Origin of the sequence: Stenotrophomonas tumulicola (genome assembly GCF_014117215.1) — a bacterium.
Lineage (GTDB): Bacteria > Pseudomonadota > Gammaproteobacteria > Xanthomonadales > Xanthomonadaceae > Stenotrophomonas > Stenotrophomonas tumulicola.
In genome coordinates, this window is the sequence record NZ_JACGXS010000001.1 from 1,183,086 (window position 1) to 1,199,236 (window position 16,151).

The following is a 16,151-nucleotide window of genomic DNA, read 5'->3' on the forward strand; positions in this document are numbered from 1 at the left end:
GCCGGGCGCCACAGCGCATGGCTGGGCGCTACGGGTGCCGGGCGTGCGAAGAGCGCCGCCTGAACTTCCGCGACAGCCACTCGCCCAGGTCATCCACCACCGTGAACGCAGCCGGGATCACGATCAGGCTGAGCAGCGTGGAGGTGATCAAGCCACCGATCACGGCAATGGCCATCGGCGCGCGGAAGCTGGAATCACCCGCAAAACCCAGCGCGATGGGCATCATGCCCGCCCCCATTGCCAGCGTGGTCATGATGATCGGCTGCGCGCGCTTGCGGCAGGCGTCCACCAACGCATCGTGCTGGCTCATGCCATGCTCGTCCTCGGCAATCACCGCATAATCCACCAGCAGGATTGAGTTCTTGGTAGCGATGCCGATCAGCATCAGCAAGCCGATCAAAGCCGGCAGCGACAGCATGTTCTGGGTGATCAGCAGTGCGCCGAAGGCACCGCCAGCGCACAGCGGCACCGCCGCCAGGATCGTCACCGGCATCAGCGCATGGTTGAACAACAGCAACAGCACCATGTAGATGCACACCAGGCCAGCGGCCATGGCCAGCATGAAGCCGATGAACAACTCGACGAACACTTCGGCATCGCCGGTATTGAGGAAGCTCACTCCCGGCGGTACCTGCATGACGCTGGGCAGTGCCTGCACCTCGGTCATCACCTCGCCCAACGGTCGGCCGTTGAGTTCGGCAGTCAGGGTGACGTTGCGCTGGCGCTGGTAACGCGAGATCTGCGATGGGCCGCTGCCCTGGCGGATCTCGGCCACCGCTGCCAGCGGCACCGGGCCATCCCGGCCCGGCACGCGCAATTGGCCGATCAGCGCAGGATGGGCCAGCGTCGCTTCGGCGAAACCGACCCGGATAGGCACCTGCCGATCAGGCAGGTTCAACTTGGCCATGCGTTGCTCGTAGTCACCGGCCGTGGCGATGCGCGCCGCTTCGGCAATGTCGGCGGTGGCCACGCCCAGGTCGGCTGCACGGGCGGAGTCCGGAACGATCTGCAGTTCCGGCCGCAGCAGCGACGCCGTCGAAGTGACGCTACCCAGGCCCCGGATGCCGCGAAGGTCGCGCTCCAGCGCGATGGAGGCTTCCTGCAGGCGCTGCGGGTCATCGCCGGACAACACCAGCTGCAGCAGGTTGCCCGGTTCGGAGCTGACATAGCTCACGCGCACGCCGGGCAGGTCGGCCAGCTTCTGCCGGGCCTCACGTTCCAGCACGCGCTGGTCACGGTCGCGGCTGTCGGCGGCACCCCAGTCCAGCACCAGCGTGGCCTTGCGCGGTTCGCCCACGCCGGTTGCGCCGGGGTCGCCCAGGTCCAGCACGCTGCCCACCGCGGTATAGACCTGCTTGAGCTCGGGCATGTCCTTGAGCAGCCCACGCGCGCGCTCGGCCACCTCCACGGTCTCCTGCAGGCGCGTGCCCGGCGGCAGTTCCAGGTTGAGGTTGCTGCGGCCCAGGTCGGACTGCGGAATGAACGTGGCCGGGATGAACGGCACCAGGCCAAGCGAAGCGACGAACAAGCCAGTGGCCAGCCACAGCGTACGGCCACGATGGCGCAGTGCCGCATCCACCCAGCCGAGGTACCAGAGCATCAGCCGTGAATCCGGCTTCTCTTCACCATGCGGCTTGAGCAGGTAAGCGGCCATCATCGGGGTGAGCAGCCGCGCCACCAGCAGCGAGAACAGCACGGCGGTAGCGGCCGTCCAGCCAAACTCGCGGAAGAACTTGCCGGCGATGCCGGGCATGAAGGCCACCGGCACGAACACCGCCGCCAGGGTGAGCGAGGTGGCGATCACTGCATTGCCGATCTCACCGGCTGCTTCGCGCGCGGCATCCAGCGGGGACTTGCCCATGCGCAGGTGGCGCACGATGTTCTCGATCTCCACGATCGCATCGTCGACCAGGATGCCGACCACCACCGACAACGCCAGCAGGGTGATCATGTTCAGCGTGAAGCCGAAGAAGTACATCACCGCGAAGGTGGGGATGATGGACAGCGGCAACGCCAGCGCAGCCACCCACGTGGCGCGCCAGTCACGCAGGAACAGCCAAACCACAAGCAGCGCCAGCAGCGCGCCCTCGTACAGCATCGTCATCGACGAATCGTAGGAGCGGTGGGTCTCATCGATCGCGGTGGTGACCAGGCGGAAATCGATGCCCGGGTGCGCCGCCTTGATGGTGTCCAGCGCGTCGTGCACGCCGGCTTCTACCTTGACCTCGCTGGATCCGCGCGTGCGCGACATCGAGAACGCCACCACCTGGTCCCCGTCCAGCAATGCCGCTTCGGTCGGATCGGCAGCCGCGTCAGTGATCGTCGCCAGGGTCGACAGCCGCACCGCCCGACCATCCGGCAAGGCGATGGAGAAATCACGCAGCGCCTGCGCATCAGCCACCGTACCCAGCGTGCGGATGGTCTGCTGCGCCCCGTCGATCTCGGCCTTGCCGCCTGCGCGCTCCACCTGGATGCGGGCAAGCTGCTGGGACACATCGCCAGCGGTGACGCCCATCGCGATCAAGGCATTGGGGTCCAGGTCCACGCGGATCTGGCGCTGGACGCCCCCCACCCGGGTGACCCGCGCCACGCCCTGCACGCCATACATGGCACGCGAGATGTCACGGTCGACGAACCAGCTGGCTTCGTCGCTGCTCATGTGCGGGGCAACCAGCGCATAGGTCATCAGCGAGCCGCCGATATCGACCTTGGAAATCACCGGTTCCTGGATGTCCTGCGGCAGGTCGGTGCGGATGCGAGTGACCGCATCGCGGGTATCGTCCAGCGCAGTGGCCAGGTCGGCCTCCAGCTGGAATTCGATGGACGTCGTGCTGACACCTTCGCTGACCGATGAGATCACGCGTTTTACGTTGTTGACCGTGGCGACCGAATCCTCGACCTTGCGGGTCACCTCGGCCTCCAGCTGGCTGGGCGAGGCACCGGGCTGGGTCACCGTCACGGTGGTCATCGGGAAAGCGATGTCCGGGAAGCGCGCGACCGGCAACTGATGGAAGCCCCACAGTCCGGCTACGCAGAGCACGACGAAGATCATCAGCGCAGGCAGCGGGCGCTTGATCGCCCAAGCGGAGAAATTCATCGTGCGGCCGCCTTCGCATCGCCGGCCTTCGCAGGAGCGATCACGCGTACGCGGTCGCCCTCGCCCAGGAAGCCTGCGCCCTCCACCACCACGTTGTCACCGGCCTTCAGGCCTTCCAGGATCGCGGTGCGGCCCTGCACCGCCTGCCCGGTACGCACGCGCAGGCGGCTGGCCTGCTGCTTGTCGTTCACGGTGAACACGTAATTGTGGCCATCGCGCTGCACGATCGCCGCGGTGGGGATGGTCAATGCCTGGCCGTCGCCGGTGACGATGCGGCCTTCCACGTAGATTCCCGGCTTGAGCGGGCCCGGCGTCGGCAGGTCGGCATAGATCGTGCCGGTGCGGGTCTGTGCATCCACGCCCGGGGTAACGGCGCGGATGCGGCCTGCCACCACCTGCCCGGCGTAAGGCAGTTCGACGGTGTTGTCCACGGCAACATCGGCCAGCTGGTTTTCGGGCAGCTCGGCCCGCCATTCCAGGCGACCATCGCGGATCAGGCGCAGCAGCTCGGTACCGGCGGACACCACCTGGCCGGGCTGCACCAGGCGCTTGGAGACCAGGCCATCGGCCGGCGCACGCAGGTCGGCGAAGTCACGGCGCAACCGGGCTGCATCGCGCGCAGCACGGGCGGTCGCCGTCTGCGCTTCGGCGTTGATGCGATTTGCCCGCAGTTCGTCCAGGCTGCTGGCGCTGATCAACTGCTGGGCGGCCAGCTTGGCGCTGCGCTCGTAATTCATCCGCGCAAGGTCCTGCGCCGCCTGCGCCTGGCGCAGCGAGGCATCGGCCTGGGCCAGTTCGCTGTCCAACGTGCGATGGTCCAGCTGCAGCAGTACCTGGCCCTTCTTTACCCATTGGCCTACGTCCACCGGCAGCGCAGTCACCCGCTGGCCGCTGATCTCCACGCCCAGCTGCATTTCCTCGTACGCAGTGACCGGGCCGGACACCAGCACCGTTCGCGCCATGGGCTGCAGCCGTGCCGTGGCCAGCGACACCGGCAGTGCCGACATGGCTGTTTCGGCCTCATCGGCTTTTTCATCCTTGCCGGCGCAGGCGGCGAGCAGCGTGGCAATCAGGAACAGACAGGTACAACGCAGGATTGAAGCGCGCATATGTGGCTTTCCGGGTCGAAGCAGCAAGTACAGAAGGAGGATCGGGATTCAGGGTGCGCGGGACAGGCGCTGTTCGATGCCGTCCAGCATCAGGCCCAGCCCTTGTTCGAAACGTGTATCGAAATCGACTTCGCCCCAGACCTCGCGCGCTTCCCAGCAATGCGGGAAACGCTGCTCGGCCAGCGCCATGAACGCTTCGCCCAGCGCCTCCATGCTGCCGTCGCCGGGCCAGGATTGCTCTTCGATGACGAACCCCATCGCGTAGTACACAAGATCCATGGCAGCGGTGGCCGCAAAGCGTGCCGGTGCACCTGCACCCACCAGCGCAGCAATGCTGGCCTCGCCCACGCGCAACACGTTCTCGGTAGCCAGGAAGGTGCCGGCATAGACACGTGCACCATCGCGGTGCACCTTGAAGGCCACCCGGAATTCGCGCGCGATCTGCAGCAGGGTCTGCCGCCAGGGCTGCCCCCCCGGGATGACACGGGCCACGTCGGCGATCATCGCGTCGGCCATTGCGTCGATCAGCGCCTGCTTGCTCTTGAAATGCCAGTAGAGCGACGGAGCGCGGATGCCCAGCGAACAGGCCACCTTGCGCAGCGTGACCCCTTCCAGGCCTGCCTCGTCCAGGATCCGGAATGCCGCCTCGACGATGTGCTCGCGGATGATGGGTTGGCGCACGTGCTGGGCTTGGCCTAACGTTGTTAGGGGGCAAATCTAACAGCGTTAGGTTGGGCAGTACAAGCTTCTCTGTACCGACACGTCCGCCGGGCATGGCCCGGCGCTACATCGGCACGTCCGCCGGGCATGGCCCGGCGCTACATCGGCACGCCCACCGGGCATGGCCCGGCGCCACAACGGCTGGCACGGGGCTTGCAGGACAAGGGGCAGCGTACAGACGCTCAAGCTCGCCCCACGATGGCCGATAGCAGGTGTATGCCACCGGCGCGCGCCGTCACTGCACAAGGATCTTTCCATGTCCCTCGGCACCATCGGTTCCGGCCTCGACATCCCCAACCTGGTCTCCCAGCTGGTCGCCAATGAGCGCGCGCCCAAGGAAAACCAGATCAACACGGCCGGCGTCGCCGCCACCGCCAAACTTTCGGCGCTGGGCACGATCAAGAGCGGCATGACCAGCCTGCAGACCGCCTTGAACACGCTGGTCAAGGGCGTGGCCAATCCAGGCATCAAGCCCAGCACGCCCACCGAATCCAACTTCACCGCTGTCATCGATACCAGCAGCACCGCCGGCAAACCGGCAGTGGGCACCCATGAAGTGGAGGTGCAATCGCTGGCGCAGAACCAGAAGCTCAGCTCCAGGGCCTACGAGAAGGACGCGACGATCGGCGATGGCACGTTGACGATCGGTTATGGCGACAAGACCATCGATGTCACCATCCCGCCCGGCGCCAAGCTGGCCGAGGTCGCCGCGGCCATCAACTCGGCCGCCGGTGGCAAGGGCGTGACCGCCGCCGTCGTCACTGCCGATGATGGCCAGCACCTGGTGCTCAGCGCGGTGGATTCCGGCACCGAAGGTGCGCTGACGGTGAACGCCAGCGGCGGCAATGGCGGCCTGGCGGAGCTGGTCTACGACGGCAGCGATGCCTCGAAGATGACCCAGATGGTCGAAGCCAAGGATGCGGTGGTGGTGGTGGACGGCTTCACCCGTACCTCCAGTTCCAACACCATCACCGATCTGGTGCCGGGCATCACCCTGACCCTGACCAAGGCCGAGGAAGGCAAGAAACAGACGCTGACGCTGAGCCCGGACAACAGCACGCTGAAGACCAACCTCAATGCCTTCATCACTGCCTACAACTCGATCCAGTCCACGCTGAAGAGCTCCAGCACCTACAACGCCGAAACCGGTACCGCGGCCACCTTCACCGGCGATGCGATGGTGCGCGGGCTGCAGCAGCAGCTGCGCAGCTCGTTGAGCGCGAACGTCAACGACCTGAAGGACCTGGGCGTGACCATCGGCGCCGACGGTACGCTCAGCCTGGACGCCGCCAAGCTGGACACCGCCATGGCCAAGGACCCGGAAGCGGCCAAGTCGCTGTTCGGTGCCGAGGGCAGCATCGGCAAATCCATGACGGCGCTGCTGAAGAGCAACCTGGACAGCACCACCGGCACCATCAGCCAGCGCACCGATTCGTTGAACAAGCAGATCAAGGCGCTGGAAAAGCAGCTGGATGACCTGGATGCACGGATGGAAAAAGTGTCCGATCGCTATACCAAGCAGTTCACCGCGATGGAAGGCCTGGTCACGCAGATGCAGACCGCCAGCAATACGCTGTCGCAGCAGCTGGCCAACAACAATTCCAACAAGTAACCGACCGACGCCATCGACCTGGCGTCACCCGGCCTCCACGCCGGCCCCTCAAGTTCTTCGGCGCCCGCGCCGATAGCAAGGTAGTACCGGTGCCACGGCCCGCTCGCCATCCAGGGCATGCGGGCACCTCCGCACCCCAGGAGAGTCCATACATGTACGGCACAAACCGGCAGTTCGCCGAGCAGTACCGCAAAGTCGGCGTCAGCACTTCGGTCGTCGACGCCGATCCCCACAAGCTGGTGGCGCTGCTGCTGGCCGGCGCCTGCGAACGCATCCGCATCGCCGAGGCATCGCTGCAGCGCAACGACCAGGCCCGCAAGGGCAAGGCCATCGGCGAAGCCTGCGCCATCGTCGGCCACCTGGACGGTTCGCTGGACCATGAGGCCGGTGGCGAGATCGCCGGCAACCTGTCGGCGCTGTACGAGTTCGTCATCGTGCGCCTGACCGAGGCCAACCTGCACAACGATGCCAACGCACTGCAGGAAGCACTCGGGCTGATGGTGGAGATCGATTCGGCCTGGAACGCCATCCCCGTCGAACAGCGCAGCGTGCGCGGCGCAGGCTCGCCATGACCGCCCAGGTGCTGCAGCCGCTGCATTCCTCGCTGGATACGCTGGAAGCCTCGCTGCCGACCGGTGACCACGCGCAGAGCGAGCGCCTGATGGGCGAACACCTGCAGGCGGTGGCGGCGTTGTCGCTGGTCGTGGAACGGCCGACCGACGATGCCATCCGCGCCCTGATCGCGCGCCAGCAGCAGGTAATGGGGCGCATGCTCCAGCTGCGCGACGAAGCTGCCGCCCGCTTGAACCAGGGCAAGCGTTCCCTTCGCGCCGCACATGCCTATCTCAAGGCAGAATCCCTGGCATGAACGATCCCGCCGCCCCGCTGATCCACCACCCGGCCGAAAGCGAGCTGTTCGACGAGACGCTCAGCTGCGATCTCGACCTGCCAGCCGATTTCGTCCGTGGCAACGGCGGCGTACGTTCAAGCGTCACCGAACACCTGCTGCGCAGCATCGCGCTGGTGGAGGACAGCCGCGGCGAGGACAAGGACGACCGGGGCGAAACCAGCGTGTCGCAGCAGCGTATCGAAGCCAAGCTGGACCTGGTGCTGGTGCTGATGGGGCGGCTGGTCCGCCAGCAGGGCGATGCCCTGCCCCTGCGCCCCCTGCGCTGGTCGCGGCGCGGCATCCGCCTGCAGCTGGGTCCACGCAGCGGCGCTGCCCCCGGCAGCCAGGGACTGGTAAGCCTGCAGCCCAGCGATTGGCTGCCCGATCATGTCGACCTGCCCGTCCAGGTGCTGGCCGAAGCGGCCGATGGAGCCGGCGGACATTACCTGTGGCTGCGTTTCGCCGACCTCGGCGATGGCCTTGAGATGGCGCTGGAGCGGCATCTTTTCCGCGTCCACCGGCGCCAGATCGCCGATGCACGCAGGCTGCGCTGAGGCCCGGGTTACGCGACGCGCGTCGCTATCCCGGCCTGTTGCTATTGGCGACCCGTCCCACCTCGGCTAAGGTGGACCTCTCCCTGCTTGTAGCTCCTGCCTGTGCGCGTTCTCATCGTCGACGATCACACCCTGGTCCGTGCCGGTCTCGGCCGACTGCTGCAGGGGTTTGCCGACGTCCAGTTGGTGGCCGAAGCCGGCAATGCCGAACAGGCGCTGCAGCAGACGCTGCAGCATGCGCCGGACGTGGTCCTGATGGACCTGTCGCTGCCCGGCCGCACCGGCCTTGAAGCACTCAGCGACATCCGCCTGCACGCCCCCGGCTCACGCGTCGTGATGATGACCATGCACGATGACGCCGCGCATGTACGCGATGCGCTGGATCGTGGCGCGGTCGGTTTCGTGGTCAAGGATGCCGCCCCGGCCGAGCTGGAGCTGGCCCTGCGTGCGGCCCATGCCGGCCAGGTGTTCCTCAGCCCGCAGATCTCGGCCAAGATGCTGGCGCCCATGCTGGGACGCGAGAAACTGGTGGGCGTGGCCGCCCTTTCCCCGCGCCAGCGCGAAATCCTGCGCCGCATCGGCACTGGCCAAAGCAACAAGGAAATGGCCGCGGAGCTGGGAATCAGCGTCAAGACGGTGGAAACGCACCGCGCCCGGATGATGGAGTCGCTGGGCTGCCGGCGCGCCAACGACCTGGTGCTGATTGCCGCGCGCCACCAGAACGAGCTGCAGTAGCAGCCAGGTGACAGTTTCCCGACATGCCGCAAGGGCGGCGTCGGATTCCAACCCGATGCGGCCTGCAGGCAGCACCAGAAATCAGCGGCTTGGGAAGCCCCGTCGACGGAAATTCGTTGTGATGTAGGGATATTCCTTACACGCTGTCGGTAATAACACCATGGCACTCAGGAACCCCCCGATTCCCCCTGCCCCGACGGCAAAGCAAGATGTGTTCCACAACGCGCTGGGGACTCGGCGCGAGGGGGACACCGATGAAAGCCACACTCAGCGCCCAGTTGGGCCAGAACCTTCACCTGACACCGCAGTTGCTGCAGTCGATCCGCCTGCTGCAGTTGAACGGCCTGCAGTTGGAGCAGGAAATCCAACAGGCACTGGACAACAATCCGTTGCTGGAAATCGAGGACGCCCACGACGGCGACCAGGACAGCCCGACGGCGCAGGACCCGGCGCTTGATTCGGCTGCCTTCGATGAACTGCCCGACAGCGGCATGTGGGATGTTCCCGGTGCCAGTTGGCAGGATGGCGATGACGATCGCATGGCGCGCATCGCCGCCGGCCACTCCAGCGATCCGCAGTTGCGCGTGCTGCAGGCACTGGCACTGGAGTTGCCGGAGCGCGGGCTGGCAGTAGCCGCGTTCTGGCTGGAGCACTGCGATGATGCCGGCTACCTGGACGCGCCGGTGGCGCAGTTGTCGATGCTGGCCAGTGCCCGCCTGGACGTGCCGACCGCGGAGGTGGAAGCCATCCGCCAGCGCCTGCTGCACGGCGATCCGGCCGGAATGGCGGCACAGGACCTGGGCGAGTGCCTGCGCGCACAGTTGGTGGCGCTGCCCGGCGTGGTCGCCGCGCGCCACCTGGCCCTGCGCATCCTTGGTGGTCCGATGGAACTGCTGGCCAGCCATGATTACCCTGCGCTGACCCGCGCCCATGACGCCGAAGAGACCGACGTGCACGAGGCCGTCCGCCTGATCCTGTCGCTGCAGCCGCGCCCCGGCGATACGCTGCTGCCCGAACGCAATACCGTGGTGGTGCCCGATGTCACCGCCTGGCACGCCGATGGCCAATGGCGCGTCGCACTGAACGCACGCACCAGCCGCCGCGTCAGCATCAACCGTGATTACGAACAGGCCCTGGCCGCCACGGCCGATGCCAGCCCGGCCATGCGCGAGATGCTGGCCGAAGCCCGCTGGCTGACCCGTGGCCTGTCGATGCGCCATGACACCCTGCTGCGCACCGCGCGGGTGATCGTCGAACGCCAGGCCGCCTTCCTCACCCGCGGCGACGAGGCCATGGCGCCGCTGACGCTGAAGGAAGTGGCCGATACCATCGGCATGCACGAGTCCACCATTTCGCGCATCACCACCGGCAAGTACCTGCAGACACCGCGTGGCACCTTCGAACTGAAGCATTTCTTCGCCGTGCGGCTGGAAGGCGCCAGTGTCTCCGGCGCGGCAGTGAAAGCCATGGTGCGTCGCCTGATCGAATCCGAACCGAGCGGACGGCCGCTGGCCGACGAGGCCATCGCCGGCCTGCTGTCGCGCCAGGGCGTCAACATCGCCCGCCGTACCGTTGCAAAATACCGGGAACAGCTGGACATCGCCCCGGCCCGTGAACGCCGCCGGCAGACCGTCCGGCAACCGCATATGGCCCGGGTGGGCTGAGGATGAACGCAGTGGACAAGCTCACCGTATTGCTGGTCGACGACCATGAGGGATTCATCAACGCCGCCATGCGCCACTTCCGCAAGGTCGACTGGCTGACCGTGGTCGGCAGCGCCGGCAACGGGCTGGAAGCCATCGAACGCTCCGAAGCATTGCGCCCGCAGGTGGTGTTGATGGACCTGGCGATGCCGGAGATGGGTGGGCTGCAGGCAACCCGGCTGATCAAGTCGCAGGACAACGCCCCGTACATCGTCATCGCCAGCCATTTCGATGATGCCGAGCACCGCGAGCATGCGCTGCGCGCCGGCGCCGACAGTTTCGTCAGCAAGTTGTCCTACATCCAGGAGGTCATGCCGATCCTGGAAGGCCTGAAGGGGAACTGAGATGAGCGAGTCCCGGATCCTGCTGCTGGACAACGATGCCATCCGTGCCGAACACACCGTCGCCCTGCTGGAATTCATGGATTTCAATCCACGCTGGGTGGCTGACGCGGCGGATTTTTCCCTCAACCGCCATCGCCAGAACGACTGGATGGCGGTCATCATCGGGGCGCTGGACGAAGGCACCGACAGCGAGGCGTTGTACCAGTGGCTGGGCAAGAGCAGCCTGCCGCCGCCGGTCATGCTGATCGACGGCGATGCAGCGGCCTTCGCGCGACGCCATGGCCTGCATGAAGCGAATGTCTGGCCGCTGGAAGCCCCATTGCGCCACGCCCAGATGGAAGCGCTGTTGCGCCGGGCCAGCCTGAAGCGGCTGGATGCGGAACACCAGGCCGGTGCCGTGCAGGAACAGGGGCCCACCGGAACCGGTCCGGCAGTGACCGCGCTGCGGCAGATGATCGAACAGGTAGCAGCGTTCGACACCACCGTACTGGTACTGGGCGAGTCGGGCACCGGCAAGGAAGTGGTATCGCGTGCCATCCACCAGCGCTCGCCGCGTCGTGACGGGCCGTTCGTGGCCATCAACTGCGGTGCCATCCCGGCAGACCTGCTGGAAAGCGAACTGTTCGGCCACGAGAAAGGCGCCTTCACCGGTGCCCTCAGCGCCCGCAAGGGCCGCTTTGAAATGGCTGAAGGCGGCACGCTGCTGCTGGACGAGATCGGTGACATGAGCCTGCCGATGCAGGTGAAGCTGCTGCGCGTGCTGCAGGAGCGCAGTTTTGAACGCGTGGGTGGCAACGAAACCATCCGCTGCAATGTGCGGGTGGTTGCCGCAACCCACCGTAACCTGGAAAGCCGTATCGCCGAAGGCAGGTTCCGCGAGGATCTGTTCTATCGGCTCAACGTGTTCCCGATCGAGGTGCCTGCGCTGCGCGAACGCCTCGAAGACCTGCCAACCCTGGCCGAGAACATCGCCGCGCAGCTGGCCCGTACCGGCCGCGGCGAAGTGCGCTTTGCCGCCGAGGCGCTGCAGGCACTGGAATCCTATGCGTGGCCGGGCAACGTGCGTGAGCTGACCAACCTCGTCGAACGGCTGGCGGTGCTGCATCCCGGTGGCGTCGTCCGTGTGCAGGACCTGCCCGCGCGCTACCGGGCAGACATGCCGGCCGCGGCCGTGGTCGCGGTGGCCGCGCCTGCCGCGGCGCCGGTGGCCGAGGAACGCCTGGACCTGCGCAGTTTCTCATTCCATTCCCCCGGCGCACCGGCGGCAGCGGCGGCGCCTGCGGCGCAGCCGTCACTGCCCGATGACGGGCTGGACCTGCGCAACCACATGGCAACGATCGAGCTGGCACTTATCCAGGAAGCATTGGAGCGCACCCAGGGCGTGGTCGCGCATGCTGCGCAGCTGCTCGGACTGCGGCGTACCACCTTGGTGGAGAAGCTGCGCAAGTACGGCATCGAGCGCGAGCAGACCGAACTGGTCAACTGACGGAATGCGCGGTGACGGGCATGGCCCGTCACTACCAGGGGCGGGTCCATGACGTGCGTCGCGCGGTGACGGGCGTGGCCCGTCATTACCAGGGGCGGGTCCATGATGTGCGTCGCGTGGTGACGGGCATGGCCCGTCATTATCCGGCCCGCACTTTGCAGTTTTCCTCAATGCCAGCGGGCCGCTGACGTTCGAGGCTGGGACTCCTTCCTGCAGGAGCCCTGCCATGCATCGTGCAACCCTCGTCATCGGCCTCATGGCCATGACCGCCGCCTTCGCCAGCCATGCCGTCGAACCCGGCTGCGTCATGCCGAAGGAAATCGAAGGCCGTCGCTTCACCAATCTCAGCGACGCTGCCTGGCGTCCTGACAATCCCCACGCCGGGCGCATGGTGCGCGTGGACTTCAGCGGCGGGCGTTACCTGCTCAGCGTGCTGGGCAGCCGCCAGCGGCATCATGGCAGCTATACCTATACGCGCCTGGCGCCGACCATCGGCGTGATCGACATGCACGAGGCATTCGAAGCCGGCGACAGCCGATACCAGTTGGTGCTCATCTGCCTGACCCCGCTGAAAGGCCGGTTCGTCTTCACCCAGTCCAGCGGGCCGGTGGTGCCGGAGCACCGCCAGAATGGCGGCATCTGGACGTTGCAGCCGCGTTGAGTCCGCATGGCCGGAAACCCGACGCCGGGTTTCCGGCGCAGCGGCCGGGGCCAGCCCGTTCGCCCGGGACCACGCGCCTTCCGCAACGGCAAGGGATCCGCCCCCTGCAGGATGGACCTGCCACTCCATGAACGATTCCGGCATGCGACTTGCAGGAAGCCACGGGCAACACCCCACCCCGTAACGTTCCATGGAATCGCGCCACATGACCCATTCCGTCACCTCGATCCTTTCGCAGATCCGCAGCTTCCAGACCCAGGCCAGCCAGTCCGTGGCCAGCCCGTCGGCGGAGATGCCCCGCAGCAATGCGATCCCGACCGTGACCGATATCGGCGCGCCCTCCCCCGCCAGTTTCAGCGACACCCTGCGCGGCGCGCTGGCAGGCGTCAATGACGCACAGCAGAAGTCCGGCGCGCTGGCCCGTGACTTCGAACTGGGCGTGCCCGGTGCCGACCTGGCCAAGGTGATGGTCGCCTCGCAGCAGTCGCAGATCGCCTTCCGCGCCACCGTGGAAGTCCGCAACCGTCTCGTCCAGGCTTACCAGGACGTGATGAACATGCCGCTGTAAGGACCACGCCAGATGGCACTGACCCTCTCCAAGGAAGCGTTGAACGGCGAAAAGGCCGGGCAATGGTTCGACCGCCTGCAGAGCCTGCAGATCGCCCGCCGGCTGGGCCTGATGGCGATGATCGCCGTGGCCGTGGCCGCTGGCCTGGCCGTGTTCTTCTGGTCACAGAAGCCCGGCATGGTGCCGCTGTATACCGGCCTGGACCAGAAAGCCACCGCCGAAGCCACCGACCTGCTGCGCGCTGCACAGATTCCATTTGAACTGGATGCAGCGACCGGTGGCATCACCGTGCCGGAGAAGAACCTGCACGACGCACGGCTGAAGCTGGCCGGCTCCGGCCTGACCGACAGCGGCCGGCTCGGCTTCGAGCTGATGGAGCGCGATCCCGGCTTCGGTGTCAGCCAGTTCGTGGAAAACGCGCGCTACCAGCACTCGCTGGAAACCGAGCTGTCGCGCACCATCAACACCCTGCGCCCGGTACGCGATTCGCGCGTGCACCTGGCCATCCCCAAGCCCAGCGCGTTCACCCGCCAGCGCGATGTCGCCAGCGCTTCGGTGGTGCTGGAGCTGCGTGGCGGCCAGCAGTTGGAGCGCGGCCAGGTCGACGCCATCGTGCACATGGTCGCGGCCAGCATCCCTGACCTGGCGCCAGAGCGCGTCACCGTGGTCGACCAGGGCGGACGCATGCTCAGCGTGTCCGATCCCAACAGCGAAGCGGCACTCAACGCGGCGCAGTTCGAACAGGTGCGCCGCCAGGAGACCTCCTTCAACCAGCGCATCCGCGAACTGCTGGAGCCGATGACCGGCCCGGGCAGGGTCAAGCCGGAAGTCAGCGTGGCCATGGATTTTTCCATCACCGAGGAAGCGCGCGAGCTCTACAACGGTGAACCGGCCAAGGTCCGCAGCGAGCAGACCAGTGAGAACTCCACCAATGCCACCGGCCCGCAAGGCATCCCGGGCGCAACCAGCAATGCGCCGCCGGGCCAGCCGGCACCCGCGGCAACCACGCCCGCGCCCACCGAGACCTCACGCAACGCCACCCGCAATTTCGAGCTGGACCGCACCCTGCAGCACACCCGCCAGCCCGCCGGGCGCATCGAGCGCGTGTCGGTCGCGGTGCTGCTGGACAACGTGCCGCGCCCCGGTGCGAACGGCAGGGTCACCGAGCAGCCGTTATCGGCGGCCGAGCTCACCCGCATCGAAGGCCTGGTCAAGCAGGCCGTCGGCTTCAACGCCGAGCGCGGTGACACCGTTTCGGTGATGAATGCCCCGTTCGTGCGCGAAGCGATTCCGGTGGAAGCGCCGAACTGGTGGGAACTTCCCTGGGTCCAGGATGGCCTGCGCCTGCTGCTTGGCGCGGTGGTGGTGCTCGCCCTGCTGTTCGGCGTGCTGCGCCCGGCCATGCGCGCGATCAGTGGCAACGGCCCCACCCCGGCACAGATCGGGCAGGAACCGCTGACCGCCGACGTGCAGCTGATGGACGACGAGCTGGAGCTTCCGGCGCTGGAACGTGATCGTGCCACCGTGGCCGCCGGCACCCCGCTGGCACTGCCGGTGGACTCCTATGAGGAACGCCTGCGCATGGCCCGCGATGCCGTGAAGACCGATTCCAAGCGCGTGGCCCAGGTGGTCAAGGGCTGGGTGGCCAATGACTGAGGTCGTGCTGACCGGCGTGCAGCGCGCCGCCATCCTGCTGCTGTCGCTTGGCGAGCAGGAAGCGGCCGACGTGCTGCGCCACATGGAACCCAAGGAGGTGCAGAAGATCGGCATCACCATGGCCACCATGAGCGACGTGACCCGCGAGCAGGTCGAACGGGTCATGGATTCCTTCAACAACGAGCTGACCTCCAAGACCTCGCTGGGCGTCGGCTCGGACGACTACATCCGCAACATGCTGGTGCAGGCGCTGGGCAGCGAGAAGGCCAGCAGCCTGATCGACCGCATCCTGCTCGGCCGCAACACCACCGGCTTGGACGCACTGAAGTGGATGGACCCGCGTGCGGTGGCCGACCTGGTACGCAACGAACACCCGCAGATCATCGCCATCGTGATGGCCCACCTGGAAACCGACCAGGCAGCCGATGCCCTGAAGCTGCTGCCCGACCGCACCCGCGTGGACGTGCTGCTGCGCATCGCCACCCTGGACGGCATCCCGCCCAACGCGCTGAACGAACTCAACGAGATAATGGAGCGCCAGTTCTCCGGCAACCAGAACCTGAAGTCGTCCAACATCGGCGGCGTGCAGGTGGCGGCCAACATCCTCAACTTCATGGACAGCGGCCAGGACCAGGCGATCCTCGGCGAGATCGCCCGGGTCGACGCATCGCTCAGCAGCCGCATCCAGGAAATGATGTTCGTGTTCGACGACCTGGTCGACCTGGATGACCGAGAGATGCAGCTGGTGCTGCGCGAAGTGAGCAGCGAACGGCTTGGCCTGGCGCTGCGCGGTGCCGACATCAAGGTGCGCGACAAGATCACCCGCAACATGTCCCAGCGCGCAGCGGAGATACTGCTGGAAGACATGGAGGCACGCGGCCCGGTGCGCCTGTCCGATGTGGAGGCAGCACAGCGCGAGATCCTGTCCATCGTCAAGCGCATGTCCGATGAAGGCAGCATCACCCTGGGCGGCAGCGCGGAGGCCATGCTGTGAACAACGTGATCCGCTGGCACGCA

15 protein-coding genes are annotated in these 16,151 nt (G+C 66.6%); 12 read left to right on the forward strand and 3 right to left on the reverse strand.

The annotated features are described in order from the left end of the window. Nucleotides 1-28: 28 nt before the first annotated feature. From H4O11_RS05250 to H4O11_RS05260, 3 genes are read right to left on the reverse strand one after another with little or no spacing between them, the layout of a single operon-like run. Nucleotides 29-3,097, reverse strand: coding sequence for an efflux RND transporter permease subunit (locus tag H4O11_RS05250; RefSeq protein WP_182338283.1), 3,069 nt, complete (start codon nt 3,095-3,097; stop codon nt 29-31). Continuing rightward, nucleotides 3,094-4,206, reverse strand: coding sequence for an efflux RND transporter periplasmic adaptor subunit (locus H4O11_RS05255; protein WP_182338284.1), 1,113 nt, complete (start codon nt 4,204-4,206; stop codon nt 3,094-3,096). Before H4O11_RS05255 ends, H4O11_RS05250 begins: the two co-directional genes overlap by 4 nt. 48 nt (nt 4,207-4,254) lie before the next feature. Further along, nucleotides 4,255-4,887: a TetR/AcrR family transcriptional regulator C-terminal domain-containing protein gene (locus tag H4O11_RS05260; RefSeq protein WP_182338285.1), complete on the reverse strand. Its 633-nt coding sequence runs from the start codon at nt 4,885-4,887 to the stop codon at nt 4,255-4,257. Between the two features lie 295 nt (nt 4,888-5,182). Here H4O11_RS05260 and fliD point away from each other — a divergent pair, with 295 nt between their 5' ends. The 12 genes from fliD to fliG all read left to right on the forward strand — a co-directional run bounded on the left by fliD (nt 5,183) and on the right by fliG (nt 16,128). Further along, a complete protein-coding gene (fliD, locus tag H4O11_RS05265; protein WP_182338286.1) occupies nt 5,183-6,538 on the forward strand; it encodes a flagellar filament capping protein FliD in 1,356 nt (451 codons plus the stop codon). A 152-nt stretch (nt 6,539-6,690) separates the two neighbouring features. After that, complete coding sequence (gene fliS, locus H4O11_RS05270) at nt 6,691-7,110, forward strand: flagellar export chaperone FliS (protein ID WP_182338287.1); 420 nt, start codon at nt 6,691-6,693, stop codon at nt 7,108-7,110. Continuing rightward, nucleotides 7,107-7,406, forward strand: a complete 300-nt coding sequence (locus tag H4O11_RS05275; protein WP_182338288.1) for a hypothetical protein — start codon at nt 7,107-7,109, stop codon at nt 7,404-7,406. The genes fliS and H4O11_RS05275 overlap by 4 nt, the downstream gene beginning before the upstream one ends. Continuing rightward, the gene (locus H4O11_RS05280; RefSeq protein WP_182338289.1) at nt 7,403-7,981 is read left to right on the forward strand and encodes a PilZ domain-containing protein; all 579 of its coding nucleotides are present in this window, start codon (nt 7,403-7,405) and stop codon (nt 7,979-7,981) included. Before H4O11_RS05275 ends, H4O11_RS05280 begins: the two co-directional genes overlap by 4 nt. A 102-nt stretch (nt 7,982-8,083) precedes the next feature. Beyond that, complete coding sequence (locus H4O11_RS05285; RefSeq protein WP_182338290.1) at nt 8,084-8,716, forward strand: response regulator; 633 nt, start codon at nt 8,084-8,086, stop codon at nt 8,714-8,716. A 254-nt stretch (nt 8,717-8,970) separates the two neighbouring features. Next, nucleotides 8,971-10,380 (forward strand): RNA polymerase factor sigma-54, encoded by a 1,410-nt coding sequence (gene rpoN / locus H4O11_RS05290; RefSeq protein ID WP_182338291.1) that lies wholly within the window; start codon nt 8,971-8,973, stop codon nt 10,378-10,380. Nucleotides 10,381-10,391: 11 nt separating this feature from the next. Continuing rightward, entirely contained in the window at nt 10,392-10,763 is a 372-nt protein-coding gene (locus tag H4O11_RS05295; protein ID WP_182338292.1) for a response regulator, read from the forward strand. A gap of 1 nt (nt 10,764) precedes the next feature. Then, a complete protein-coding gene (locus tag H4O11_RS05300) occupies nt 10,765-12,249 on the forward strand; it encodes a sigma-54 dependent transcriptional regulator (protein ID WP_182338293.1) in 1,485 nt (494 codons plus the stop codon). A gap of 226 nt (nt 12,250-12,475) precedes the next feature. Next, nucleotides 12,476-12,910 carry a hypothetical protein gene (locus H4O11_RS05305; protein WP_182338294.1) on the forward strand — a complete coding sequence of 145 codons (435 nt, stop codon included), beginning with the start codon at nt 12,476-12,478 and terminating at the stop codon, nt 12,908-12,910. A gap of 205 nt (nt 12,911-13,115) precedes the next feature. Continuing rightward, nucleotides 13,116-13,478, forward strand: a complete 363-nt coding sequence (fliE, locus tag H4O11_RS05310; protein ID WP_182338295.1) for a flagellar hook-basal body complex protein FliE — start codon at nt 13,116-13,118, stop codon at nt 13,476-13,478. A 12-nt stretch (nt 13,479-13,490) separates the two neighbouring features. Then, entirely contained in the window at nt 13,491-15,134 is a 1,644-nt protein-coding gene (gene fliF / locus H4O11_RS05315) for a flagellar basal-body MS-ring/collar protein FliF (RefSeq protein ID WP_182338296.1), read from the forward strand. A 7-nt stretch (nt 15,135-15,141) separates the two neighbouring features. Beyond that, nucleotides 15,142-16,128 (forward strand): flagellar motor switch protein FliG, encoded by a 987-nt coding sequence (gene fliG, locus H4O11_RS05320; protein ID WP_182338431.1) that lies wholly within the window; start codon nt 15,142-15,144, stop codon nt 16,126-16,128. Nucleotides 16,129-16,151 lie beyond the last annotated feature (23 nt).